The sequence below is a fragment of the Mesorhizobium sp. 1M-11 genome, from assembly GCF_001303895.1.
Classification (GTDB): Bacteria; Pseudomonadota; Alphaproteobacteria; order Rhizobiales; family Rhizobiaceae; genus Mesorhizobium.
Map to the genome: position 1 here is coordinate 445,178 of NZ_LJSD01000051.1, position 22,945 is coordinate 468,122.

The 22,945-nt window shown below is 62.9% G+C and carries 21 protein-coding genes; 5 read left to right on the top strand and 16 right to left on the bottom strand.

Annotated elements, in window-relative coordinates:
- Window positions 1–444: 444 nt before the first annotated feature.
- From AO692_RS22910 to AO692_RS22920, 3 genes are read right to left on the bottom strand one after another with little or no spacing between them, the layout of a single operon-like run.
- Window positions 445–1,413, bottom strand: a complete 969-nt coding sequence (locus tag AO692_RS22910) for a substrate-binding domain-containing protein (RefSeq protein WP_054312346.1) — start codon at window positions 1,411–1,413, stop codon at window positions 445–447.
- Complete coding sequence (locus AO692_RS22915; RefSeq protein WP_054312347.1) at window positions 1,400–2,722, bottom strand: ABC transporter permease; 1,323 nt, start codon at window positions 2,720–2,722, stop codon at window positions 1,400–1,402. The genes AO692_RS22910 and AO692_RS22915 overlap by 14 nt, the downstream gene beginning before the upstream one ends.
- The gene (locus AO692_RS22920; protein WP_054312348.1) at window positions 2,719–4,308 is read right to left on the bottom strand and encodes a sugar ABC transporter ATP-binding protein; all 1,590 of its coding nucleotides are present in this window, start codon (window positions 4,306–4,308) and stop codon (window positions 2,719–2,721) included. The genes AO692_RS22915 and AO692_RS22920 overlap by 4 nt, the downstream gene beginning before the upstream one ends.
- Before the next feature lie 219 nt (window positions 4,309–4,527).
- On the opposite strand from AO692_RS22920, the gene AO692_RS22925 reads away from it, so the two are divergent.
- A complete protein-coding gene (locus tag AO692_RS22925) occupies window positions 4,528–5,553 on the top strand; it encodes a LacI family DNA-binding transcriptional regulator (protein ID WP_054312440.1) in 1,026 nt (341 codons plus the stop codon).
- Here AO692_RS22925 and AO692_RS22930 read toward each other — a convergent pair whose 3' ends face one another.
- Complete coding sequence (locus AO692_RS22930) at window positions 5,554–6,204, bottom strand: VOC family protein (RefSeq protein WP_054312349.1); 651 nt, start codon at window positions 6,202–6,204, stop codon at window positions 5,554–5,556.
- Between the two features lie 114 nt (window positions 6,205–6,318).
- Window positions 6,319–6,897 carry a DUF1349 domain-containing protein gene (locus AO692_RS22935; protein ID WP_054312350.1) on the bottom strand — a complete coding sequence of 193 codons (579 nt, stop codon included), beginning with the start codon at window positions 6,895–6,897 and terminating at the stop codon, window positions 6,319–6,321.
- Window positions 6,898–7,136: 239 nt separating this feature from the next.
- Between AO692_RS22935 and AO692_RS22940 the strand changes: the two genes are divergently transcribed.
- Together AO692_RS22940 and AO692_RS22945 are read left to right on the top strand one after the other, a co-directional pair.
- Window positions 7,137–7,646: a hypothetical protein gene (locus AO692_RS22940; RefSeq protein WP_054312351.1), complete on the top strand. Its 510-nt coding sequence runs from the start codon at window positions 7,137–7,139 to the stop codon at window positions 7,644–7,646.
- Complete coding sequence (locus AO692_RS22945) at window positions 7,646–8,878, top strand: biotin/lipoyl-binding protein (protein ID WP_054312352.1); 1,233 nt, start codon at window positions 7,646–7,648, stop codon at window positions 8,876–8,878. The genes AO692_RS22940 and AO692_RS22945 overlap by 1 nt, the downstream gene beginning before the upstream one ends.
- A gap of 69 nt (window positions 8,879–8,947) precedes the next feature.
- Here the strand turns inward: AO692_RS22945 and AO692_RS22950 are convergent, their stop codons facing one another.
- From AO692_RS22950 to cyoA, 8 genes are all read right to left on the bottom strand, one after another.
- A complete protein-coding gene (locus AO692_RS22950) occupies window positions 8,948–9,283 on the bottom strand; it encodes a hypothetical protein (RefSeq protein WP_054312353.1) in 336 nt (111 codons plus the stop codon).
- 167 nt (window positions 9,284–9,450) lie between these two features.
- Window positions 9,451–9,984, bottom strand: coding sequence for a response regulator transcription factor (locus AO692_RS22955; RefSeq protein ID WP_054312441.1), 534 nt, complete (start codon window positions 9,982–9,984; stop codon window positions 9,451–9,453).
- Window positions 9,985–10,087: 103 nt separating this feature from the next.
- Window positions 10,088–11,413 carry an ATP-binding protein gene (locus AO692_RS22960; RefSeq protein WP_082407503.1) on the bottom strand — a complete coding sequence of 442 codons (1,326 nt, stop codon included), beginning with the start codon at window positions 11,411–11,413 and terminating at the stop codon, window positions 10,088–10,090.
- The gene (locus tag AO692_RS22965) at window positions 11,410–12,120 is read right to left on the bottom strand and encodes an SURF1 family protein (RefSeq protein ID WP_244483459.1); all 711 of its coding nucleotides are present in this window, start codon (window positions 12,118–12,120) and stop codon (window positions 11,410–11,412) included. Before AO692_RS22965 ends, AO692_RS22960 begins: the two co-directional genes overlap by 4 nt.
- Window positions 12,121–12,209: 89 nt before the next feature.
- Window positions 12,210–12,608 carry a cytochrome o ubiquinol oxidase subunit IV gene (gene cyoD, locus AO692_RS22970; protein WP_054312354.1) on the bottom strand — a complete coding sequence of 133 codons (399 nt, stop codon included), beginning with the start codon at window positions 12,606–12,608 and terminating at the stop codon, window positions 12,210–12,212.
- The gene (gene cyoC, locus AO692_RS22975) at window positions 12,605–13,237 is read right to left on the bottom strand and encodes a cytochrome o ubiquinol oxidase subunit III (RefSeq protein WP_054312355.1); all 633 of its coding nucleotides are present in this window, start codon (window positions 13,235–13,237) and stop codon (window positions 12,605–12,607) included. The genes cyoD and cyoC overlap by 4 nt, the downstream gene beginning before the upstream one ends.
- Window positions 13,234–15,240: a cytochrome o ubiquinol oxidase subunit I gene (gene cyoB / locus AO692_RS22980; RefSeq protein ID WP_054312356.1), complete on the bottom strand. Its 2,007-nt coding sequence runs from the start codon at window positions 15,238–15,240 to the stop codon at window positions 13,234–13,236. The genes cyoC and cyoB overlap by 4 nt, the downstream gene beginning before the upstream one ends.
- Window positions 15,241–15,243: 3 nt before the next feature.
- Window positions 15,244–16,386 (bottom strand): ubiquinol oxidase subunit II, encoded by a 1,143-nt coding sequence (cyoA, locus tag AO692_RS22985; RefSeq protein WP_244483460.1) that lies wholly within the window; start codon window positions 16,384–16,386, stop codon window positions 15,244–15,246.
- A gap of 376 nt (window positions 16,387–16,762) precedes the next feature.
- Here cyoA and AO692_RS22990 point away from each other — a divergent pair, with 376 nt between their 5' ends.
- Entirely contained in the window at window positions 16,763–18,091 is a 1,329-nt protein-coding gene (locus AO692_RS22990; protein WP_054312444.1) for an MFS transporter, read from the top strand.
- Between the two features lie 136 nt (window positions 18,092–18,227).
- Here the strand turns inward: AO692_RS22990 and AO692_RS32390 are convergent, their stop codons facing one another.
- Window positions 18,228–18,998 (bottom strand): MerR family transcriptional regulator, encoded by a 771-nt coding sequence (locus tag AO692_RS32390; protein ID WP_161808118.1) that lies wholly within the window; start codon window positions 18,996–18,998, stop codon window positions 18,228–18,230.
- A gap of 367 nt (window positions 18,999–19,365) precedes the next feature.
- Between AO692_RS32390 and AO692_RS23005 the strand changes: the two genes are divergently transcribed.
- The gene (locus AO692_RS23005; RefSeq protein ID WP_054312360.1) at window positions 19,366–19,806 is read left to right on the top strand and encodes a MucR family transcriptional regulator; all 441 of its coding nucleotides are present in this window, start codon (window positions 19,366–19,368) and stop codon (window positions 19,804–19,806) included.
- A 57-nt stretch (window positions 19,807–19,863) separates the two neighbouring features.
- Here the strand turns inward: AO692_RS23005 and AO692_RS23010 are convergent, their stop codons facing one another.
- Together AO692_RS23010 and AO692_RS23015 are read right to left on the bottom strand one after the other, a co-directional pair.
- A complete protein-coding gene (locus AO692_RS23010; RefSeq protein ID WP_210168305.1) occupies window positions 19,864–20,220 on the bottom strand; it encodes a DUF2195 family protein in 357 nt (118 codons plus the stop codon).
- Window positions 20,221–20,281: 61 nt separating this feature from the next.
- Window positions 20,282–22,804 (bottom strand): DNA translocase FtsK, encoded by a 2,523-nt coding sequence (locus AO692_RS23015; protein WP_054312361.1) that lies wholly within the window; start codon window positions 22,802–22,804, stop codon window positions 20,282–20,284.
- Between the last annotated feature and the right edge of the window lie 141 nt (window positions 22,805–22,945).

Genomic DNA, 22,945 nt, shown 5'->3' on the forward strand with positions numbered 1-22,945 from the left:
AACTCAACGGCAAATTGTGACGTGGTCGCCATGATGTCGTCGGGCCGGGGCGCATATTCTGCTCGGCACGCATAGCCGTTCTGGACCGCATCATATCTCTGACGTTCCGGAATGGATCCCCGACACTCGCCGCTCCCTTCGGTCGCTCACGAGGTCGAGGATGACGGTCTGAGGGACGTTTCGGCCAATCTCCAACGTTGCGGACGACACCAATGCTGATGCGCACCAGCGTTCGCAATTTGCGCGAGGCATAGAAACTCCGTCATCCTCGACCTCGTAGGGAGCGCAGCGACCGAAGAGTGTCGGGGATCCATTCCGGAACGCTGGAGGAAGTCGGCTTCAGCAGGCGCGAACTCAGCCGAATGACCGCGAAACAGGCTGAAACACAACAGCGGCCGGCAGATGATTGCCGGCCGCCGTTGTCCGCATCACCTGGTTTCTGGCCTACAGCCCGTTGTCCTTCAATATCTGCGGCGCATTTTCCTTGGTGATCTTCAAGGTGGGCAGGATGACGGTCTTTTCGACCTTCTCGCCGCCCAGGAACTTCAGCGCCTGGCGCAGGCCTTCGGCGCCCGGCGTGGCGTAGAGGAAGGTCGCCGTCAGCTCGCCCTTGTTGACGAGCTGCACGCCTTCGTTGGGCAAGGCATCGATGCCGACGAACTTGATGTCCTTTTCGCGGCCGACATCCTTGGCGGCAAGATAGGCGCCGTAGGCCATCGGATCGTTGTGGCCGTAGACCAGGTCGATCTTCTCGTTGTTGCGCAGGGCGGTCGCCATGATGTTGTAGGCCTGGTCCTGCTTCCAGTCGCCCGACTGCTTGTCGAGCAGGTATTTGATGCCCGGCTCCTTGTCGGTGAATTCGTGGAAGCCGTCATGGCGGTCATGCGCGGGCTCGGTGCCCATGCCGCCCCAGATCTCGACGACATTGCCGGCGGCCTTGCCCTTGCCGCCCAGAAGCTCGACGGCGTATTCGCCTGCCGCACGGCCGATCAGCTTGTTATCGCCGCCGACGAATTGCGTGAAATCCTTGGTCTCGACATTGCGGTCGAGCACGAAGACCGGGATCTTGGCCTCGATCGCCTTCTGCACGACGCCGGTGAGGCCTGCCGATTCCTTCGGCGAGATCAGCAGCGCGTCGACCTGCTGGCGGATCAGGTTCTCGACATCGGCGACCTGCTTCTCGGTCTTGTCCTCGCCGTCGGTGATGATGAGGTTGACGTTCGGATGCTTGGCGGCTTCGGCAAGGATGTCCTTGTTGAACTGCGCGCGCCAGGGTTCGATGGTGGTGACCTGGCTGAAGCCGATGGTCCATTTCTTGTCCTCGGCGAAGGCCTTCTGACCCGGCATCAGCACTGTGGTTGCGGCAAGCGCTGTCGTCAGGGCTGCCAGCCCCAGGAATTCACGGCGTTTCATTTGCGTTTCCTCCGATTGATCGAGACTGCGTCTCTTTTGTCGTCCGCTCCTCCGCGGGCGTTGGCGTGTGCGCCGATCGCTTTCGCGAAAGTCGCAAATGGGAAAAGAGGTCGGTGGCGTTGCGCTCCTGCACGAGCACGGTGCCTATGATGATCAGGCCCTTCAGCACCAGCTGCAGGTTCGAATTGATGTTGTGCAGCTGCAGGATGTTGGACAAGAGCCCGAAGATCAGCACGCCGCAGAATGTGCCTGCGAGGCTGCCGCGGCCGCCCATCAGGCTGGTGCCGCCGATGACCACGGCGGCGATCGCGTCCAGCTCCAGCCCGGCGCCGGCGTCCGGCTTGCCCTGGCGGTATTGCGCCACGTAGAGCACGGCTGCGATGCCGGCGAGCAGGCCCGACATGGCATAGGTCGCGATCTTCACGCGGCCGGCGGCGATGCCGGACAGCCTGGCCGCCTCCTCATTGCCGCCGATGGCATAGACGTAGCGGCCGAATGGCGTGAAGCGCAGCACGGCACCGTAGATGATGATGGCGCCGAGGAAGAACAGTCCGGGCATCGGGATGATGCCGAAAGCGAGCGAGCGCAGGATCTCGAACTCCTCCGTCGCGTTGGAGCCGGTATAGACCGGCAGCACGGCATTGTTCTGCCCGGCCGTCAGGCGCGCGATGCCGAGCGCCGTCACCATCATGGCCAGGGTGACGATGAAGGGCTGCAGCCGGCCCGCGACGATGATGACGCCGTTCAAGGCGCCGAACAGCAGGCCGACGCAAGGGGCGACGATGAGCACGCCGAGCACGCCGAATTTCGAGCCGACCTGCGGCAGCAGGAACCACAGCGCCAGGGCGCACAGGACAACGCCTGCAACGGCAGGCAGCGCAACGCCGCGCATCGTGTCGAGCTGGGCGGCGCGATGTGGTGCGCCGTCGGCCGACTTGGCGAGATTGGTGAACAGGAAGCTGGTGACCGCGACGCCGATGAACAGCGCGACGAAGCCCACCGCAGGGACGCCCATGACGGCGGCAGGCGTGGCGCCGGGCATGGTCAAAAGCATCGCCGTCACAACCGTGCAGATCGCCATCAGCGAGCCGACCGAAAGATCGATGCCGCCGGTGATGATGACCGCCGTCATGCCGGTGGCGATGAGGCCGGTGGTGGACACCTGGCGCAGCACGTCGAGCAGGTTGCCGTAGGACAAAAAGATATTGCTGCCCTTGGAGGTGACCGGCGACGAGAACACGCCGATCAGGAAGATGGCGATCAGCCCCCAGTAAAGCTTTGTGCGCGACACGAGCCTCAGCGCGTTCATGCCGCCGTCCGTCCGTTGGCATGCCGAGGTGCTGCCAGTTGCATGATGCGTTCCTCGCTGGCTTGGTTGCGGGGGAGAATGCCGGTCTGGCGGCCTTCGGCCATCACCAGGATGCGGTCCGACAGATGCAGGAGTTCCGGCATCTCCGAACTCACCACGATGATGGCCAGGCCCTCGTCGGCCAGTTTGAAGACGAGGTCATAGATCTCGCGCTTGGCGCCGATGTCGATGCCGCGCGTCGGCTCGTCGAGCAGCAGCACGCGCGGTTTGGTGGCCAGCCACTTGCCGATCACCACCTTCTGCTGGTTGCCGCCGGACAAGGTGTTGGCGATCTGGTCGATGCCGCTGCAGCGGATGCCCAGCGCCTTGACCGCCTCATTGGCAAGGGCCTTTTCAGCGGAGACCGAGCGCAGGCCGAAACGCGACAGCGCGCTGACCAGCGGCAGCGCGACATTGTCGACGATCGAGGCCTTGAGATAGAGGCCTTCCGCCTTGCGGTCCTCGGTGACCAGCGCAATGCCGAGATGGCGGGCGTCGCGCGGCGAATGGATCGCCACCGGTTTCCCGTCCAGCCGGATGTCGCCGTCGACGCGCCCTTGGGCGCTGCCGAAGATCGATTGCAGGATCTCGGTGCGGCCGGAACCGAGCAGGCCGCCGATGCCCAGGATCTCGCCGCGGCCGAGATCGAAGCTGACGCCGGAGATCACCTGCCGCCAGCCACTTCGATCGACCCTGTCGAAGGAAAGATCGCGCACCGTCAGGATCGGCGTGTCGTAATGGGCGGCGCGCATCGCCGTGGACGCGTCGAGCAAGGTGCGCCCGACCATGGCTGCAATCAGCCTGTCTTCGTTCAGCTCGCTCATCGCACGTGTCAGCACGTGGCGCCCGTCGCGGAAGACGGTGGTGCGGTCGGCAAGATGCATGACCTCGTCGATGCGGTGCGAGATGTAGACGATGGCGACGCCCTGCGCGGCCAGTTGGCGCATGATGCGGAAAAGCCGCTGGCATTCCGCCGGCGAGAGCGCCGAAGTCGGTTCGTCCATGATCAGGATGCGCGCATTCTTCGACAGCGCCTTGGCGATCTCGACCAACTGCTGTTCGCCGACACGCAGGCCGCCGACACGCGCCTCCGGATCGAGGTCGATGCCCAGCGACGTGAGCAGAGTGCGTGATGCGGCAAGGCTTGCCCTGCGGTCGACGATCAGGCCGGCGATCCGCTTTTCGCGACCCAGGAAGATGTTCTCGGCCACGGTGAGTTCGGGCACGAGGTTCAATTCCTGATGGATGATGGCGATGCCGGCATCCTCGGCGTCGCGCACGCCGGAGAATCGCACCGGCTCACCCGCAACGGAGATGGTTCCGTCGTAATCGGTGTAGACGCCGGAAACGATCTTCATCAGCGTCGACTTGCCGGCGCCGTTCTCACCCATCAATGCGTGGATTTCGCCGCGCCTGAGATCGAAGTTGACGTCGCTCAGCGCCACGACGCCGCCGAACGCCTTCGAGACGTTGCTTGCGGCAAGCACGGGCTGCCCCGAGGATGAGGCGCCATGATCCGGCGCAGACGGAATTTCGCGGTCGGCCATGACAGGAACGGCCTCCCTACCGTGCTGCCAGTCATGCAAAAAGCTAATCTAAACGTTTCGAATTAGTCAAGATTGGAGTTGATGGATCGAGGCGATGTTTTTTTGATTCTTGCTAAAAACAGGAGAATTCCATAGGTATTGACAATTGATGCGCTTCAAAACGTTTCGAAAATGACCGATCCGAGTGCCAGAAAGTCCCGAAAGAGCGGCGCGCCCACCATGCTGCATGTGGCAGAGGCCGCGCGTGTTTCGGTGGCGACGGTCTCGGCCTATATCAATGGAACCACCACGGTGAGCCGGGAACTTTCCGGCCGCATCGAACAGGCGATCCGCGAGATCGGCTACAAGCGCAACGCCATCGCGCGCAGCCTCAAGATCGGCACCACCCGCACCATCGGGCTGACGGTGCCGCACATCACCAATCCCTTTTTCACCGACGTCGTCTCCGTCATCCAGCAGGCCTTCGACCGCGCCGGCTATGCGGTGATGCTGTGCTGTACCGACGAGGACCTGAACAACCAGGATGAGCAGATCCGGCTGCTGCTCGACCGCATGGTCGACGGCCTGATCATCGCCCGCGTCGGCGACGGCGCCTACCTGAAAGAGACGGTCGAACGCGCCAATGTGCCGGTGGTGCTGCTCGACCGCGAGGTCGACGACGTCGACAGCGACAGGGTGGTGCTCGACAACCATCAGGCCGTCTTCGACGCGATCACCTATCTTCTCGATCTCGGCCACAGGCGCATCGGCTACATCACCGGCGCCTTCAACATCACGCCGATGCGCGACCGCATGACGGGGTATCATGAGGCGTTGCTCAACGCGGGGCTCGCCTTCGACCAGAGCCTGGTGCGCTCCGGCGACCTGCATGAGGCCGACGGCTATACCGCCGCCATGCAGCTGCTTTCGCTGCATGACCGCCCGACCGCGATCTTCTCCGCCAACAATCCGATGGTGGTCGGCGCCATGAAGGCGATCCGCGACCTCGGCCTATCCTGCCCGGAGGACGTCTCCGTCATCTGCTTCGACGATTTCCCCTGGGCCGACGTCTTCAACCCGCAGCTGACCACGATCGCGCAGCCGGTGCAGGCGATCGGCGAGCAGACCGCCAGCTTGCTGCTCGACCGCCTGAACGGCAATCGCGAAGCGCCGTCGCGCCGGCTGGTGCTGAAAGGCCGGCTGATGGTGCGCAACTCCTGCCGGCCGCTGCAGGCGGGGGCCAATACAACCGCTTCGGTGGCATGATCAGTCGCCGGGTCCCGCGAACAGGATGAGATTGCCATCGGGATCGAGCACGATGAAGTCCCGTGCTCCCCAGGGTTCTTTCCTCAAGTCCTGGTGGAAACTCACCCCCGCCGCCTGGAACTCCAGGAAGAGCTGCTTGATCTCCGCCGCCGTATCGACGGTGATCGAAGCCGACAAAAGATGTTCACGCTGGCGGATGTCTCCCACAAAGACCGGTTCGCATACGAGGCGCAAACAGAGCTGGGCACGATCGCGTTTGACGGCGCCGTAAAATGGTGGATCGCCATAGACAAAGTCGACTTCAAAGCCGAGCTTGGACGTGAAGAATTTGCATGATCCCTCCACGTCTGCGACGTAAAGGAGAGCCGCCGTCCCGCTGAGGAACGGGGCCGTCATTGCCGGTTTGAGTTGGGTGCTCATGGCTGGGATTCCTGCCTTAAGCGCCTGCCATCCGTCGAAGCCCTGCTTACGGGCAACAAGCTCCTGCGCATCGCTGAGCTTGAATTCCGCCTCCAGCACCTGAGCATCGTCGGCAAGATGCTGGAAACGAGGTAGCACAGCCTTGATCTCGGCAGCGACTGGATAGTACCGCTCGCGATGCCAGCGTAAATACCGCTTGGCCTGTTTCTTGAGGTTTTCGAGGTTCGGCATGGGCGCAGCTACGGTTCATGTATCGTAGGTGGGCATTGCCCTTTCAGCCTCAGCCGATGCGCCCTACTGCAACAGCTACATGATGGCTGCGTGGTTGCTGAATTGTCAACGGGACTAGTCCGCCGCATGGAGATCGCGCGGGATCGCTTCACCGACTGCAAACCCTGAGAACGACACGTCAAAGCCCGGCCCTTGCGGCGAGCAGGCCATGACGCCGATATGCGCCTCGGCCGCCGGGAACGGGCAAAGTCGCGCCATCTGCCAGGCCATGTCGCCGACCGCATATTGCACCCGCACGGCATCGTCATGCCGGGTCAGCCGGACACGGACCGGATCGGCCGGCCTCGCGGAAGGCAACGGGATTACCGACCAGTCCGAAACGCCACGCGTGACGACGACCGAAAAATGCATCATCCCGTCGGTGTATTCGATGCCGGCCTTGATCCAGTGCTGCTCGTCCAGACGCAGGAAAAGACCGGCCTGGTCATAGAGATCGGCATAGGCCCCGAGCACCGTCGCTTCCGCCGAGAAATCCCCGGCGACAGGGCAGGTGTAGGCATGGCCGCTGTCGCGGATGAAACCGTAGAAGGTCTCGCGCCAGAAATCCGTATCCGGCTCGGTCCTGAGCTTCAGCGCGGCTGCATCGCCGGACCATGATTTTGGCTCGTTGAGCCAGGAAAACTGCGCTGCCAAAAGACCGTCACCTCCGCGAATATCCCGGCGTTTAGTGTGACCACGCGCCGGGCTTTGTCAAAGTGCTCCAACGTAAACCCCGCACTTCGCTTTCACGATAGACGATGCAAGGATTGGGGTGTAACTGTCGGCTTGTTTCGGTTGGTCGATCGCTGGGCGGATCTCCTGGTTTGGGAGTGCGAAACGACCACACCTCGCGATGCTGTGCGGTTTGCATGGTGTCTTGCCAAAGGATCAAAATGGACGCCCCCGAAGTTTCTGCCCATCCGCTTGCGATCGATCATCTGCCGTCGTTTATCACTGCTCCCGGGCAGACGGACGTATTGTTCAACTTCGTGATCGTCTTCATGGTGGTCGCCGTCCTGGCGACCGGTGTGCTGTACATGCGGCTGCACGCATTGCCGGAACACCTGGCGCACCGCACCCAGAAAGTTCAGCTCGAGATCGTCGCGGTTCTGGCGCTGATCGCCTTGTTCACGCACAGCAGGCTTTTCTGGATTGCGGCACTGCTGCTTGCAATGATCGACCTGCCGGATTTCCTGTCGCCGCTGCGCTCCATGTCGGCTTCGCTGCGCAGGATGGCCCGAGGGCCTGTGTCTCCTTCCGAGCCCCATGCAGCTCCAGCCGAGACGATAGCGTCAGAGGTGCCCTTCAAGGCTGAAGTTGCCGCCGAACCCACGCTTCCCGAGAGGACCACCGAACCGCCAGCGCCGCCAAAGGATGCAGCCCCACGCGAGGGAGCAAACTGATGTTTGAAACGCTGCTCTGTTCCCTGATCACCATCCTTCCCGACTATCTTTACCGGCGCTACGGCCAGGGTAAGCGGATCGGCAAGGAAATCACGCTCTATTCGGTTTGGTTCGAGCTGCGCTGGGGCATCACCGCCTGCCTGCTGCTTACGGTTTCGCTGATCACCACGATCTTCTATTTCCATCCCTCGACGACGAATGTGACCGCTGCTTATCGTACGGTGGCGGTTATCCCGGAGATCGTCGGCAGGGTTGAGGAGGTCTACGTCCAGCCCTATCAGAAAGTGAAGGCGGGCGACCGTCTGTTCCGCCTGGACAGCAGCAAGCAGCAGGCCACGCTTGAGACTGCGCGCAAACGCATTGCCGAGGTCGACGCGCAGACTGTTGTCGCAAAATCCGAGCTGGTGACGGCGGATGCGCAGATCAGGCAGGTCGAGACCGCGCTTGGCCAGGCGAAGGACGACCTGAATACCCAGCTCGACTTGCAGCGACGCAATCCCGGCGGCGTCGCCCGCCGCGAGATCGACCGTCTGCAGAGCGTTGTCTCAGGTCGGGAAAGCGAGCTTGCGGCGGTTGCCGCACAGAAGCAGACACTGGAAACACGCATCGCGACTTTGCTGCCTGCGGAAAAGTCGAGCGCAGAGGCGCAGGCTGCCGAGGCGCAGAATGCCATCGACAAGACGCTTGTGACGGCTGGCATCGATGGCACGCTGCAACAGTTCACACTGCGTGTCGGGGAGGTCGTCAACCCGCTGCTGCGTCCGGCGGGCGTGCTGGTGCCGGAGGACGCCGGACGCGAGCGCCTGATCGCCGGCTTCGGCCAGATCGAAACGCAGGTGCTGAAAGTGGGCATGATCTCTGAAGTCACTTGCATCGCGAGACCCTTCACCATCATTCCCATGGTGGTAACCGAGGTGCAGACTGTGATCGCCGGCGGCCAGGTGCGGGCCAGTGACCAGTTGATCGACACGCAGCAGCTCATGACGCCCGGCACCGTCACCGCGGTCCTCGAGCCGCTCTATCCCGGCCAGTACGGTAATATTTTGCCCGGCAGCAACTGCATCGCCAACGTCTACACGTCCAATCATGACGAGCTCGCTTCGGGCAAGGCCGGCACCCTGAGAGGACTTTTCCTCCATGCCGTCGATGCAACGGCAATGGTGCATGCCATGATCCTGCGCATGCAGGCCGTCATGGCGCCGGTGCGGACGCTCGTCCTCTCGGGTCATTGAATCTGCGGACGTAGCTGTCCCCGACCAGCCGAGGGAACCGCTATGATTTCCTCGTCAGACTTCACGCATTCAAACAACCAAGGCCACGGCCAAGCCTGAAAAAGCCAGCAGGAACCCGCAGATGTAGATGCGGAACGTGGTCTGATACCGGGCCGCTGCATCCGCGTGGATACGATTGTTGAGCATCCGGAAAAGCACGATCGTGAAGAGTACGGCACTGCCGAACAGCGTCAGTGCGATGATGAAATCGGAGGCGCTATACAGTGCGGGAGACGACGCGTCGGCCTGTGAGGCCCAATTGGCCAGGAACGCCAGCAGGAAGCCGAGGACGATGCCGACGGACGTGACCATCGGCTGTCGATAACCGGCAATCTCGCTCTCGAATTCCCTTTTGTCGTCGTCCATTGGGTCACCTCCGCCAGCGGCTTCACGGACCGGGCCGTGCTCACAACAGCCTACACGGATAGCCAATCAATTCCAGAAGCAGACGATGGAGCTTGTCCCTTGGCACGGCAGCCAAGGGACAGCGTTACGCTCTCGGCGGCGTGGGCAACCCGGCAGACGCTGCCGGCTCATTTCACCGGCCGCTTCTCCAGCTTCCTTGCCAGGGTGCGGCGGTGCATTCCGAGCCGCCGCGCGGTCTCCGAGATGTTGAAATCGGTGTCGACCAGCGTTTCGTGGATGCGTTCCCATTCCAGGTTCTTGATCGAGGTCGGGCGCTGCGAGAGCGGCACGTCGACGTCGCCTTCCACCTTGCCGAAGGCGGCCTCGATGTCGTCGGTGTTGGCCGGCTTGGCGAGATAGTGGCAGGCGCCGAGCTTGATGGCCTCGACGGCCGTGGCGATGCTGGCGAAGCCGGTGAGCACGACGATGCGGATCGACGGATCGCGGGCGCTCAGCGCCTTGACGCATTCGAGGCCCGAGCCCGTGCCGAGTTTCAGGTCCACCACCGCAAAGGCCGGCGTGTCATGTTCGAGGAAGTCCGTGAGAGCCGGCACGCTGTCGCAGACATGAACATCGTAACCGCGTTTCTCGAACGAGCGCGCCAGCGTGCGGGCAAAGGCGGCATCGTCTTCGACGATCACGAGCGAACGATCAGGCACCATCTTCGTCTCCTGGATCAGGACGGTGTTCGGTTGAACCGTCATCCTGATCTCATTCTTTGCTGGAGCATGATCTTGTCCAAAAACCGGTTCCCACTTTTTGGGATCATGCTCTGAGGGCATCCAGAGGCAGTGTAAGCGTCACGCAGGCGCCACGGCCGGTGTTGCGCGCGGTGACGGTACCGCCCAGTTTCCTGATCACGTTGACGACCAGGAACAGCCCGAGCCCTCCACCTTCGCGTCCCTTGCTCGACATATAGGGCTTTCCGAGTGCGGCGAGTATCTCCTTGTCGAAACCCTTGCCGCGATCGCGAACCATCAGCACCAGATCCTGCGCCTGTCGCTTGACGGTGATGCCGACCCAGTCCGGGGATGCCTCAAGCGCATTGTCCAGCACGTTGAAGATGACCTGCTGGAGCGCCGCGTCCGAGACGATCGATTCGTCCGGATCGAAATCGTTGACGTAGTCGAGCAGCGCCGGCGAGCTGTGATCGCGCCACTCGGTGACCACCCCGTCGAGAAAGGTGCGCACCGTCGTATGGACGCTGCCCTCGCCGCGCGCCTCGCCGGACGACATCAATATGCCGGAAACGATGCGCTTGCAGCGGTCGAGTTGCGCCTGCATCTCGCCGACATCCTCGAGCAGCTCCGGATTGTGCGTGATCGCGTCGGATCGCCGCCAGTCGCCAAGCAGCACGGAGATGGTGGCGAGCGGCGTGCCGAGTTCATGCGCGGCGCCTGAAGCCAGCAGGCCCATGCGCACGATATGATCCTCCTCGGCCGATTGCTGGCGCAGGTCCGCGAGATAGGCGTCGCGTTCGCGCAGGTTGCGGTTGATGCGCGTCATGAACAGCACGATCAGCCCGGCAGCCAGCACGAAGCAGACGAACATGCCGCGGATGTGCAGGTCGAAGAGATTGCCGCCGTGATGCGACATCTCGATCGGCAGGAACGCCATCGTCAAAAACACGAAGCAGAGGGAGGCGGCGGCGACGAGCATCCAGGTCGACCAGGGCGCGAGCAGAACAGCGCCAAGCGTGATCTGCAGCAAATAAAGCGAGACGAAGGGGTTGGACGCGCCACCGCTGAGATAAAGCTGCGCCGTCAGCGCGGTCATGTCGAGCAGCAGCGACACGAACAGGACGGCATTTGACACCGGCTTGGCGATGCGCAGGAACCAGAGGCTCGCCAGGTTGAGGCCGACCAGCGAAAGCACGACGGCAGCCATCTGTGCCAGCGGCAGCGCGATGCCGAACCCCCATTCTATCGCCGCGATCGTGATCACCTGCCCGGCGACCGCCAGCCAGCGCAATTGGATCAGCAGAAGAAGGTTCTTCCTGTTGGTGGCGTCCGGATTGAAAATGATCTCTCTCCCTCGACCGGGCCCGGTCGAGGCGTGTGTCTTCCAGCGCGGCGGCTGCGTCAAGGTCATCGGCGCTTCCGCTCCCCGGCGCTTTGCCGGCGGCGAAACAGGACAAATCCCAGTGCGGCCGAGAGCATGGCGGCAAGGCCGAACCAGGTCAGCGCATAGACAAGATGACTGTTGCGGAAGGAGACGACCGTCAGGCCACCACGCGGCGAGGCTGCATTGTTGGGCAGTGCGTCCGCGTCCACGAAGAAGGGCGCGACATCGGTCAGGCCGCGCGCTGTGGCGATGGCGGCCACGTCACGCGAATACCAGCGATCGTTGGCCGGGTCGTTTTCGCGCAGGAAGCCGCCGCCCGGCTCGTCGATACGCAACAGGCCGGTGACTGTCGTGGCGCCTTCGATGAGGTTGGCCTGCCGGGTCGCCGGGGCCTTGCGATCGGGCGGCACGAAACCGCGGTTCACCAGGACGACGAAGCCTTCGTCGGTCCTGAACGGCGTGATCACCCAGAAACCGCCGCCGAGGGCCGTCACAGCCTGCACGAACGTCTCGCGGTCGTTGAGATAGGAGCCGCTCAGGCGCACCCGCTTGTATTCATGCGTTTGCGCGGTGACGCCGGGCCATTCGGAAGGTCCCGGCACGGCTGACGCCGGCGCATGGATGCGCTGTTCGACACGGGCGATGAGGTCGAGTTTCCACTCGCGCCGCTCGACCTGCCAGATGCCGAGCCCGACCAGGATGGCAATGCAGAACAGCGATAGCGCGAAGAGCACGAAACGGGTGACGGGCGAGCGGCGAGTGCGGCTCTCTCCGCCCGATCCGATGTCTTCTGCGTTGGTTCTCCCTGCGCCCTCGCGGGCGCTCACGGTATCTCGCTCATATCGTGGAGCCCAGGCATCATGTTCGTGTTGAGATGGTACATCACCCACAGCGAACCGGTCAGCACGATCACCACCAGGATGATCGTGAACATCATCGCCAGCATCGACCAGCCGCCTTCGGACGACGAGTTCATGTGCAGGAAATAGACCATGTGCACCACGATCTGCACGACCGCGAACACCATGACGACGATGGCGGCGGCCTGCTTGTTCTCGATCGCGCCGGTCATGACCAGCCAGAACGGGATCGCCGTCAGGATGACGGACAGGACGAAGCCGGTCAGGTAGCCCTTCAGCGTGGCATGGCCATGGCCGTCGGCATGCGCGTGGTGGGCGTCATGTCTGTCATGGGCTGTGGCGGTATCGTGGTTTGCGCTCATCGCAGCATTCCCATCAGATAGACGAAGGTGAAGACGCCGATCCAGACCACGTCGAGGAAGTGCCAGAACATCGAGAGGCACATCAGGCGGCGGCGGTTGGCCGCGATCAGGCCACGCTTGCCGACCTGGATCATCAGCGTCACCAGCCAGACGGTGCCGAAGGTGACGTGCAGCCCGTGCGTGCCGACCAGGGTGAAGAAAGCCGACAGGAAGCCGCTGCGCTGCGGGGTCGCGCCCTCGTGGATCATATGGGCGAATTCGTAGAGTTCGATGCCGAGGAAGGCGAGACCGAAGAGGCCCGTTACCGCGAGCCAGGCCTGCGTTGCGGCGACACGGTTCTTCTCCATCGTCAGCATGGCGAAGCCGTAGGTGATGGACGACAACAGAAGCATCGTCGTGTTGACCGCCACCAGCGACAGGTCGAACAGGTCCTTCGGCGCCGGCCCGGCGGCATAGTTGGTGCCGAGCACACCGTAGACGGCAAACAGGATCGCGAAGATGAGGCAGTCGCTCATCAAGTAGATCCAGAAGCCGAGCATGGTGCTGCCGCCCTCGGCGTGGTCGTGTTCGTCCTTCACATAGAAGGTCGGAACGGCCTTTTCGGCGGCCGTCGCCACGACGGCGCTCACGACCTTGCCGCGAGGAGCTCAGTCCTCGCCTCCTCGGTGCGCGTGACTTCCTCGACAGGGATGTGGAAGTCGCGGTGGTAGTTGAAGGTGTGGCCGATGGCGGTGGCCAGCAGGGCGACGAAGCCCAGTGCCGCCAGCCACCAGATGTACCAGATGAGGGCAAAGCCGACGACGGTGCTGAGGCCGGCCAGGATGACGCCGGTGCCGGTGTTCTTCGGCATGTGGATCGGACGATATCCGGAGAGCGGCCGGCTGTAGCCGCGCTTCTTCATATCCCACCAGGCATCATTGTCATGAACGACCGGCGTGAAGGCGAAGTTGTAGGCCGGCGGCGGCGACGAGGTCGACCATTCGAGCGTGCGGCCGTCCCATGGATCGCCGGTTTCATCGACGAGCTTCTCGCGCCGCATGACGGAGACGAACATCTGGATGAGCATGGCGGCGATGCCGACGGCGATCAGGGCGGCACCCAGACCGGCGATGATGAACCAGATCTGCAGCGACGGATCGTCGAAGACACGCATGCGGCGGGTGACGCCCATCAGGCCGAGGATGTAGAGCGGCATGAAGGCGAGCCAGAAGCCGACCACCCAGCACCAGAACGACACCTTGCCCCAGAACGGGTCGAGCTTGAAGCCGAACGCCTTCGGCCACCAGTAGGCGATGCCGGCGAACAGGCCGAACAGCACGCCGCCGATGATGACATTGTGGAAATGCGCGACGAGGAAGAGGCTGTTGTGCAGCACGAAGTCGGCCGGAGGCACCGCCAGAAGCACGCCCGTCATGCCGCCGACCGTGAAGGTTAGCATGAAGGCCACCGTCCACATCATCGGCAGCTCGAAACGGATGCGGCCGCGATACATGGTGAAGAGCCAGTTGAATATCTTGGCGCCCGTCGGGATCGAGATGATCATCGTGGTGATGCCGAAGAACGAGTTGACGCTGGCGCCCGAGCCCATGGTGAAGAAGTGGTGCAGCCACACCAGATAGGACAGCACGGTGATGACGACCGTGGCGTAGACCATTGAGGTGTAGCCGAAGAGCTTCTTGCCGGAGAAGGTCGACGTCACTTCCGAGAAGACCCCGAACAGCGGCAGTATGAGGATGTAGACCTCCGGGTGACCCCATATCCAGATGAGGTTCACATACATCATCGGATTGCCGCCGAAGTCGTTGGTGAAGAAGTTCGTGCCGACGTAGCGGTCGAGGGAAAGCAGCGCCAGGACCGCCGTCAGAACTGGGAAGGAGGCCACGATCAGCACGTTGGTGCAGAGCGAGGTCCAGGTGAAGACGGGCATCTTCATCAGCGACATGCCGGGCGCGCGCATCTTGATGATGGTGCAGATCAGGTTGATGCCTGACAACGTCGTTCCGACACCGGCGACCTGAAGCCCCCAGATGTAATAGTCGACGCCGACCCAGGGACTGTAGCCGATGTTGGAGAGCGGCGGATAAGCGAGCCAGCCGGTCTGCGCGAACTCGCCGAGGAACAGCGACGCCATCACCAGCACCGCGCCGCCGACCGTCATCCAGAAGCTGAAATTGTTGAGGAAGGGGAACGACACGTCGCGCGCGCCGATCTGCAGCGGCACGACATAGTTCATCAGCCCGGTGACCAGCGGCATCGCCACGAAGAAGATCATGATGACGCCGTGCGCGGTGAAGATCTGGTCGTAGTGATGAGCGTTGAGATAGCCCTCGGAACCGTTGAAGGCCATCGCCTGCTGCAGGCGCATCATGACCGCGTCGGCGAAGCCGCGCAGCAGCATGATGAGGCCCAGCATCATGTACATGATGCCGATCTTCTTGTGGTCGACCGAGGTGAACCACTCCCGCCACAGATAGCCCCAGAGCCGGAACCAGGTGAGCGCGGCGAGGACCGCGACGCCGCCGAGCGCCACGACCGCGAAGGTCGCGACGACGATAGGCTCATGCAGCGGGAATGCCTGCCAGGTCAGGCGTCCGAAAAGGAAGGTGGTTTCCACTGGTTGCGGGACAGCCATACGTCAAAGCCTTGAAGAAAGAGCGGGGACGTCCAGTTGCGACATCACGCCGGACAGTCCGGGGCGCGTCCACGGCCGAAGCAGGCCCGCGCCGCGGAGCGGAGAATGGTCCCTGGGACCGATGCTGTCGTCGCCCGCGGCTTGCGCCGCGCGGAATGCCGCTTCCGCTTCCTCGGCCGTGCAGATCGAGGCGACGTAAGATGGCCTCGGGCCGAGGATCGAGCCGCGCCGGGCGAACTTGTCGTATTCGAGCGGCAAGGTGTTGTAGGCGCCCTCCAGGCCGAGCCCGCCCTTGGCGTCGATCGCCATCATCTCGTTCATGCACATCTTGCCGCGATCGACGCACATGTTGAGGATGGCCTGGAAGAGGTTGGGATCGACCGTGGCATAGCGGCGGACCGGCTCATTCTCGCTCGGCCGTTCCAGCTCCAGATAGTTCGCTCTGTCCAGTGTCTGGCCGGCGGCCTTGGCCTTCGCCACCCACTGGTCGAAGTTGGCCTCGGACTGGCCGTGGAAGGCAAAGCGCATGCCGGAGAAGCCGGCACCGCTGTAGTTCGCGGAGAAGCCCGTATAGCTGCCCTCGTGGTTGATCACGGCATGCAGCTTGGTTTCCATGCCGGCCATGGAGTAGATCATGCCGGCCAGCGCCGGGACGTAGAAGGAGTTCATCACGCCGGAGGAGGTGATGCGGAAATCGATCGGCCGGCCGACAGGTGCCGCCGCCTCGTTGACGGTGGCGATGCCGTATTCGGGATAGATGAAGAGCCACTTCCAGTCGAGCGCCACGACCTCGACCTTGAGAGGCCGATGTTCTTCCGTCACAGGCTGGCCGGGTGCAATCCTGTCGAGACGGCGATACGGGTCGAGCAGGTGGGTGCCGAGCCACGTCAGCGCGCCAAGGCAGATGATGATGAGCAGCGGCGCCGCCCAGATGACGAGCTCCAGCTTGGTGGAATGGTCCCAGTCGGGCTTATAGGTGGCCGATGCATTGGACTGCCGGTATCGCCAGGCGAAAAACACCGTCAGCGCCATCACAGGGAGGATGATGACCAGCATCAGCAGCGTCGACACCACGAGCAGGTCCCGCTGCTGCGCGGCGATATCGCCCGAAGGCGCGAGGACCACGAAATCGCAACCACTGAGCATGACTGCCAGAGGCAGGATCAGCAGGCATCCGAGCCAGCGGCCGAACCTGCGCGAAGAGAACCGCAAAGAGAACCAATGTGTGGACATACAAACGTCCGCCCGTCATTGTGCACTGCAAGATATGCCATGGAGTAACCGAGCCGGACGCGGCCACGACATTGGACAATTTGTCCAATCCCCCCGCCGAGTGCGATGCATCAAGATTTTATGTGCACCGCGGCAAAATCTCCGGGGCCGATGGAGCGGAACGAATTCCGCTCCTTCTCTTTGGTTTTACTGTATGGTCCCTGTCTGAAAAGTCAGCAACTTTTTACCGCGCTGACCTTCGGTTCGAGATCATGCTCTAGCATTGGGGGTGCCGGCCGGCACCGTAGAGATGACTGAAGCGACAAAAGCCGAACGCGACGCCCGCGTCGTATCCGACCACCATGGCGTCAATCCCGGAGACATCGCCGTTGGCGTCGTCATCGGCAGGACGTCGGAGTTCTTCGACTTCTTCGTCTACGCCATCGCCTCGGTGATCGTCTTTCCGAAGCTGGTGTTTCCGAACACCGACCCGCTGACGGCCACCGCCTACTCCTTCGCCATCTTCGCGCTCGCCTTCCTGACGAGGCCGCTGGGAACGATCCTGTTCATGGCCGTCGACCGGCGTTATGGACGCAGCGCCAAACTGACCGTCGCTCTTCTTTTGCTCGGCACCTCGACCGTGGCCATCGCCTTCCTGCCGGGATATGCCACCATCGGCGCGGCGTCGGCCTGGCTGCTGGCGCTGGCGCGGATCGGCCAGGGCATCGCCTGGGGCGGCACCTGGGACGGCCTGCCGTCGCTCTTGTCGCTCAACGCGCCCGAGCATCGGCGCGGGCTTTATGCGATGGTGCCGCAGCTCGGCGCTCCGATCGGGCTGATCGTGGCGAGCACGCTGTTCGCCTTCTTCGTCGTCAACCTGTCGGCCGAGGATTTCTTCGGCTGGGGCTGGCGTTACCCGTTCTTCGTCGCCTTCGCCATCAACGTCGTCGCGCTCTTCGCCAGGCTGCGCCTAGTCGTCACGCCGGAGTTCGCGCGGCTTTTCGAAAATGGCGAGCTCCAGCCGACGCGGATCCGCGAGACGATCAAGGCGGAAGGAGGCCTTGTCGTCGTCGGCGCGTTTGCGCCGCTGGCGAGCTTCGCCCTTTTCCATATGGTGACGGTGTTTCCTCTGTCGTGGGTCTTCCTGTTCACGAAGGAAGGGCCTGGACGTTTTCTCATGATCGAAGCAGGCAGCGCCGTGTTCGGCCTGCTGGCCATCGTCGCGTCCGGCCTGATTGCCGATCGCATCGGCAGACGCTCGCTGCTGTTCAGCACGGCAATCGCGATCGCCGCCTTCAGCGGCTTCGCGCCGCAGCTTCTCGACGGCGGCACGGCAGGCGAGATCGCCTTCATGGTGCTGGGCTTCATCCTGCTCGGCCTGTCCTTCGGGCAGTCCTCGGGCGTGGTCGCGTCGCGCTTCTCGCGCCGGTACCGCTATACGGGCTCGGCCATCACATCCGACCTGGCGTGGATGTTCGGCGCAGGCTTCGCGCCGCTGGCCGCCCTGCTGCTTTCAGCCAATTTCGGTCTGATCTCGGCCGGCGCCTATCTGCTCTCCGGCGCCATCTGCACGCTCGTCGCGCTCTGGATCGCCGGACAGGCGATCGACCGCTGGGGTGACAACCGCGCGGCCGACTAGATTTTACGCATGTCATCATCGCAAAACCGCGACACGCTTTAGAGCAATTCCAGGAAAAGTGCGTAGCGGTTTTCGTCCGGAATTACAAAAAACAAAGAGTTAGAGTGTTTCCGCGTTTCCGGAAAACCGGAAGCCTCTAGACGATCTCCTCGGAGAAAGCCCGCATCGCGCCGACGACATAGTCGGCGAGACCCTGCGACTGCGCCTCGAGGCTGGAACGAAAATGCGGGTTTCCCGCGATCGCATCCACGGCATTGAGAAAACCGGCCTTTGAAAGCGGTGCGGGCGCGGTTTCGTTGAGGAGGCCGAGGAAACGACGCGCGATTGCGCGCACCTCGTTGGAGTCTGCTGGACGATTCTGCGAAAGCGCCACCACGAACTCAGCCCGTATCGCCTGGAAGCCACCAATGATGCGCTTGCCATCGGCTTCAGTCCAACCGCTCATGAGGTCATTTCGCCGCTTGATGCTTGCTTCCGCTGCTGACCCGTATCGATCTATCGCCCATTGATCCTGTGCAGCCCACCGCTTTGGATCGAGACCTTTGTAGAATGCTTTCTCGTTCATTGGAGTGTCTCCTTCTATTTGGGCCAAAGTGTCGTCGATGGTCTGGATCAGTCGCTTGTAGCGGCGAACCTCGCCCTGGAGCCTCTGGCGATGCGATCGGAGAGCGGCGGCTTGATCGAAGTCCGGCGCGTCCAGTATTTTTCCGATCTCCCCAAGCGGAAACCCGAGTTCCCGGTGGAAGAGTATTTGCTGCAGTCGAAGCAGTTCTTCACACCCATAATACCGGTACCCGTTACCCCCTATATGTGCTGGTTTGAGCAAACCGATTTCGTCGTAATAATGCAGGGCGCGAATGGACACGCCCGAAAGCTCTGCAAGCTGTTTCACGGTGTGGTCGCGCAATCGATCATCTCCCGCCGATCTGGTCGTAACCTGGACCCTCACGCCACGTGAGGGTCAAGCCATAGATTTCGACCGACATCCGCAGCGAAAAATCGAGCCGACCGCTGCCTCCAAATGGAGGCTCGCGACAGTATCCCATAAAGGCTTCCCAGCCCCTGAAGGCGAAGACGGGTCAAATGCCCGGCCAGCGACAATGTATTGCTGCTACGTCGTGGATGCGAAGCTGCCGAAGCCGGCTGGTTTCATGGCGCCGGCCGATCCAATCGACGCGCTCACGGGTAGATTCTTTTCCTTTTGACTTAATGTTCCATCTTCCGAAATTCTCGTTTCTCGGCTAGGCAAGTGGAGGGCAGCAAGGGGACAATCAATGGCCGACGACAACAAGGTTTCAAACGACCTCGTTACTGAACTTACCGCCGCGATCGTGGGGGCGTATGTCACCAAGAATCCGGTACCGGTATCCGATTTGCCCGGCGTCATCGCCAGCGTGGCCGATAGCATCGGCCGCTTGGGGCAAGGCCAGGCGGAAGTCGCGCCGGAACCTCAGAAGCCGGCAGTTTCGATCCGGAAATCGCTCACCCACGATTATCTCATCAGCCTGGAGGACGGCCAGCAATACCGCACGCTCAAGCGCCATCTCGGAAAGCTCGGCCTCACGCCTGAGGAATACCGTGCGAAATGGGGCCTTCCCGTCGATTACCCGATGGTTGCGCCGGCCTATGCTGCGAAGCGGTCCGAACTGGCCAGGAGCCTCGGCCTCGGCCGGAAGCCTGGTACGAAACGCGGCAAGCCCAAGGGCAAGGCCTGAACAGGTATCCGGCGGCCAGTGCACCCGGCTGCCGCGCCATTCATTCGACACAACCGCTTATGACGGGCGCGCGCATGTCAACCGCACATGCACTTGCCTGCCTGCGATGAGAGCCGGTTCCGCCGCAAGGACGAGCGTTTTCGGCTCCATTCTCTTGAGTGCCACGATCCCTTCCAGCACGGTCTGTCGAACCCCTTCGACGTCGACGCTGCTGGTATAGGCAGCCAGCGCCGACATGCATCCGCATGCGCCGATCGGCTTGTGTCCCTGGAAGTCGACGACGGCCGAAACGATGTTCGTTTCCGTTCGCAATTCCGTGGCCCTGGGCGTCACGCAGGCGGCAAGGTCGTTCTGAAAGACGACATTGTCCGCGCCCGCTGCGGCGACGGCGCTGCCGAACAGTGCGACCAGCATTGCGCCTTGGACGGATGCGACACGACAGCAACCCGGCTTCGAGGTGACCAGACGATCCCGGTTATCGGATGATCTCGCGCTTGCCGACATGGTTGGGCTCTCCGACGATGCCTTCCTGCTCCATGCGCTCGACGATCGAGGCGGCACGGTTGTAGCCGATGCCGAGGCGCCGCTGGATGTAGGAGGTCGAGCACTTCTTGTCGCGCAGCACCACCTTGACCGCCTCGTCATAAAGGTTGTCGCCATCCTCGGCGCCCATGCCGCTCTTGTCGAACACCGGGCTGTCGTCGACCTCGGGCAGTTCTTCCTCTTCATCGGCGGTGACCGTCTCGAGATATTCGGGCCTTCCCTGCGCCTTGAGGTGGTTGACGACATGCTCGACTTCGGCGTCGGAGACGAACGGGCCATGGACGCGGGCAATGCGGCCGCCGCCGGCCATATGCAGCATGTCGCCCTGGCCGAGCAGCTGTTCGGCGCCCTGCTCACCGAGGATGGTGCGCGAGTCGATCTTCGACGTCACCTGGAAGGAGATGCGGGTCGGGAAGTTGGCCTTGATGGTGCCGGTGATGACGTCGACCGAAGGACGCTGCGTGGCCATGATCAGATGGATGCCCGCGGCGCGCGCCATCTGGGCGAGGCGCTGGATGGCACCCTCGATCTCCTTGCCGGCGACCATCATCAGGTCGGCCATCTCGTCAACGATGACGACAATGTAGGGCATCGGCGCGAGGTCGATCTCCTGTTCCTCGAACACAGGCGCGCCGGTGCCTTTCTCGAAGCCGGTCTGCACCTGCATCACCACGACCTCGCCCTTGTCGCGGGCGACCGCCGCGCGCTGGTTGTAGCCGTCGATGTTGCGCACGCCGAGCCGCGCCATCTTGCGGTAGCGGTCTTCCATCTCGCGCACCGCCCACTTCAGCGCGGTGACCGCCTTCTTGGGGTCGGTGACGACCGGCGTCAAAAGATGCGGGATGCCGTCATAGATCGACAGTTCCAGCATCTTTGGATCGACCATGATCAGGCGGCACTCTTCCGGCTTCAGCCGGTAGAGAAGCGACAGGATCATGGTGTTGATGGCAACCGACTTGCCCGAGCCGGTGGTGCCGGCGACGAGCAGATGAGGCATCTTGGCGAGTTCGGCGATAACGGGCTCGCCGCCGATGGTCTTGCCCAGGCAAAGCGCCAGTTTGCAGCCCGTGTTGCGGAAGCCGTCGGACTCGATCAGCTCGCGGAAATAGACCGTCTCGCGGGTTTCATTGGGCAGTTCGATGCCGATGACGTTGCGGCCAGGGATGACAGCGACACGCGCCGAAATAGCCGACATCGAGCGGGCGATGTCGTCGGCGAGGCCGATGACGCGCGAGGACTTCACGCCCGGCGCCGGCTCGAACTCGTAGAGGGTGACGACGGGGCCGGGGCGGACATGGATGATCTCGCCCTTGACGCCGAAATCCTCGAGCACGCTTTCGAGAAGATCGGCGTTCTGCTCCAGCCGCTCCTGCGACATGTAGAAGCCCTGCCCTTCCGGCGGCAGCTGCAGCAGCTCTTCCGAGGGCAGCTCATAGTCGCCCGGCCCGACCTGCGCCGCTTCGCCAATCATGGGCAGTGACGGTGATTGGCGTGGGGCCGGCATGGTGATTTCGACAGTGCGCGACGGAGCGGCCGGCGCGGCGTCGTTTGCGGCAACGGGCCTGTTGGCTGAAATGGCCACGGCGGCTGGCGTTTCAACGGCGGATGTCGCGGCCTCGACGACCGCTGCCGGAGCCTTGACCGTTTCCACGGGCGTCAGCTGCATCGAAGCCGATACCTCGATGACCCTGTAGAGAGACGTCGCATCGGGCGCCACGACCGGCCTTGGTTCGTGCAGGCGCGCTGCGGGGACCTCGGCCTTTACGGGCACCGCAGGTGCCGACACCGGAGCAGGCGCCGTTGTCGGCTGCGGCACGAAGCCGGAAGCGAACTCGAAGAAAGCGTGGTCTGAAATATACGACCAGCGCGCGCTGCGCCGCGGCGCCGCGGCCTTGGCCGCCGGCTGATGCGTTGCAGCCTGGACGGTAGCGGCCGCTGCCGGAGTTGCAACGGTGGGAGCTGCCCGGGCGATGGGCGCTCCGGGTGAAGGGGCGACGGGTGCGGCTGGTGTTTGATCCACGACGCGCCTGGCCTGGCTCAGTTGTGGAGACGGCGCCGCGGCTCGCGGCTCAGCCGAAGCCGGCCTAGCTGTTACGGCCGGGGCCGGCGTGCGCGGCTGTGAAATGGAGCCGGCAGCCTGTTCAACGGGCTCGTGATGTTCATCCTCCGGCTTGATCTTCTTGATCTCGCGGTCGGGCGTGCGCGTGAAGCGCACATTGGGCGCCAGGAAGAAATAGTCCTGCCATTCCGGCCGGGCAAATTCGCCCTCGCCGCCGAAATTGGGGAACACCGCGCCATCGCCCTGGGGCTTCACATATGTGTGTGCGTTGCCGTCGCGTCTGGCGATTCGGCCGGCGAAGTCAATCGCCGGCGGCGTGGTCTCGTGGCGGTGCGGCTCATCCTCCTCAAGCGCAACAGCCGTCAGATTTGCCCGAGAAAAACGCGTGGATGCCATGCTGGAGACTCGCCGGTTTGAATGCCCCCTGAGACATAGGAACCGATGGTTAACAGTTCCTTCCGAAAACGGGCTGGATGAGAGGAAGAACACTCTCAGATGTCCTGACGACGAGAGCCCCGTTTGTCCGGGCGAGTGGAA

Excerpts from the sequence above, each read along its gene's own strand:
- AO692_RS22910 (WP_054312346.1), bottom strand. The coding sequence starts at position 1,413 with ATGAAACGCCGTGAATTCCTGGGGCTGGCAGCCCTGACGACAGCGCTT.
- AO692_RS22915 (WP_054312347.1), bottom strand. The coding sequence starts at position 2,722 with ATGAACGCGCTGAGGCTCGTGTCGCGCACAAAGCTTTACTGGGGGCTG.
- AO692_RS22920 (WP_054312348.1), bottom strand. The coding sequence starts at position 4,308 with ATGGCCGACCGCGAAATTCCGTCTGCGCCGGATCATGGCGCCTCATCC.
- AO692_RS22925 (WP_054312440.1), top strand. The coding sequence starts at position 4,528 with ATGCTGCATGTGGCAGAGGCCGCGCGTGTTTCGGTGGCGACGGTCTCG.
- AO692_RS22930 (WP_054312349.1), bottom strand. The coding sequence starts at position 6,204 with ATGCCGAACCTCGAAAACCTCAAGAAACAGGCCAAGCGGTATTTACGC.
- AO692_RS22940 (WP_054312351.1), top strand. The coding sequence starts at position 7,137 with ATGGACGCCCCCGAAGTTTCTGCCCATCCGCTTGCGATCGATCATCTG.
- AO692_RS22945 (WP_054312352.1), top strand. The coding sequence starts at position 7,646 with ATGTTTGAAACGCTGCTCTGTTCCCTGATCACCATCCTTCCCGACTAT.
- AO692_RS22950 (WP_054312353.1), bottom strand. The coding sequence starts at position 9,283 with ATGGACGACGACAAAAGGGAATTCGAGAGCGAGATTGCCGGTTATCGA.
- AO692_RS22955 (WP_054312441.1), bottom strand. The coding sequence starts at position 9,984 with ATGGTGCCTGATCGTTCGCTCGTGATCGTCGAAGACGATGCCGCCTTT.
- AO692_RS22960 (WP_082407503.1), bottom strand. The coding sequence starts at position 11,413 with ATGACCTTGACGCAGCCGCCGCGCTGGAAGACACACGCCTCGACCGGG.
- cyoD (WP_054312354.1), bottom strand. The coding sequence starts at position 12,608 with ATGAGCGCAAACCACGATACCGCCACAGCCCATGACAGACATGACGCC.
- cyoB (WP_054312356.1), bottom strand. The coding sequence starts at position 15,240 with ATGGCTGTCCCGCAACCAGTGGAAACCACCTTCCTTTTCGGACGCCTG.
- cyoA (WP_244483460.1), bottom strand. The coding sequence starts at position 16,386 with ATGCTCAGTGGTTGCGATTTCGTGGTCCTCGCGCCTTCGGGCGATATC.
- AO692_RS22990 (WP_054312444.1), top strand. The coding sequence starts at position 16,763 with ATGACTGAAGCGACAAAAGCCGAACGCGACGCCCGCGTCGTATCCGAC.
- AO692_RS23005 (WP_054312360.1), top strand. The coding sequence starts at position 19,366 with ATGGCCGACGACAACAAGGTTTCAAACGACCTCGTTACTGAACTTACC.
- AO692_RS23010 (WP_210168305.1), bottom strand. The coding sequence starts at position 20,220 with ATGCTGGTCGCACTGTTCGGCAGCGCCGTCGCCGCAGCGGGCGCGGAC.
- AO692_RS23015 (WP_054312361.1), bottom strand. The coding sequence starts at position 22,804 with ATGGCATCCACGCGTTTTTCTCGGGCAAATCTGACGGCTGTTGCGCTT.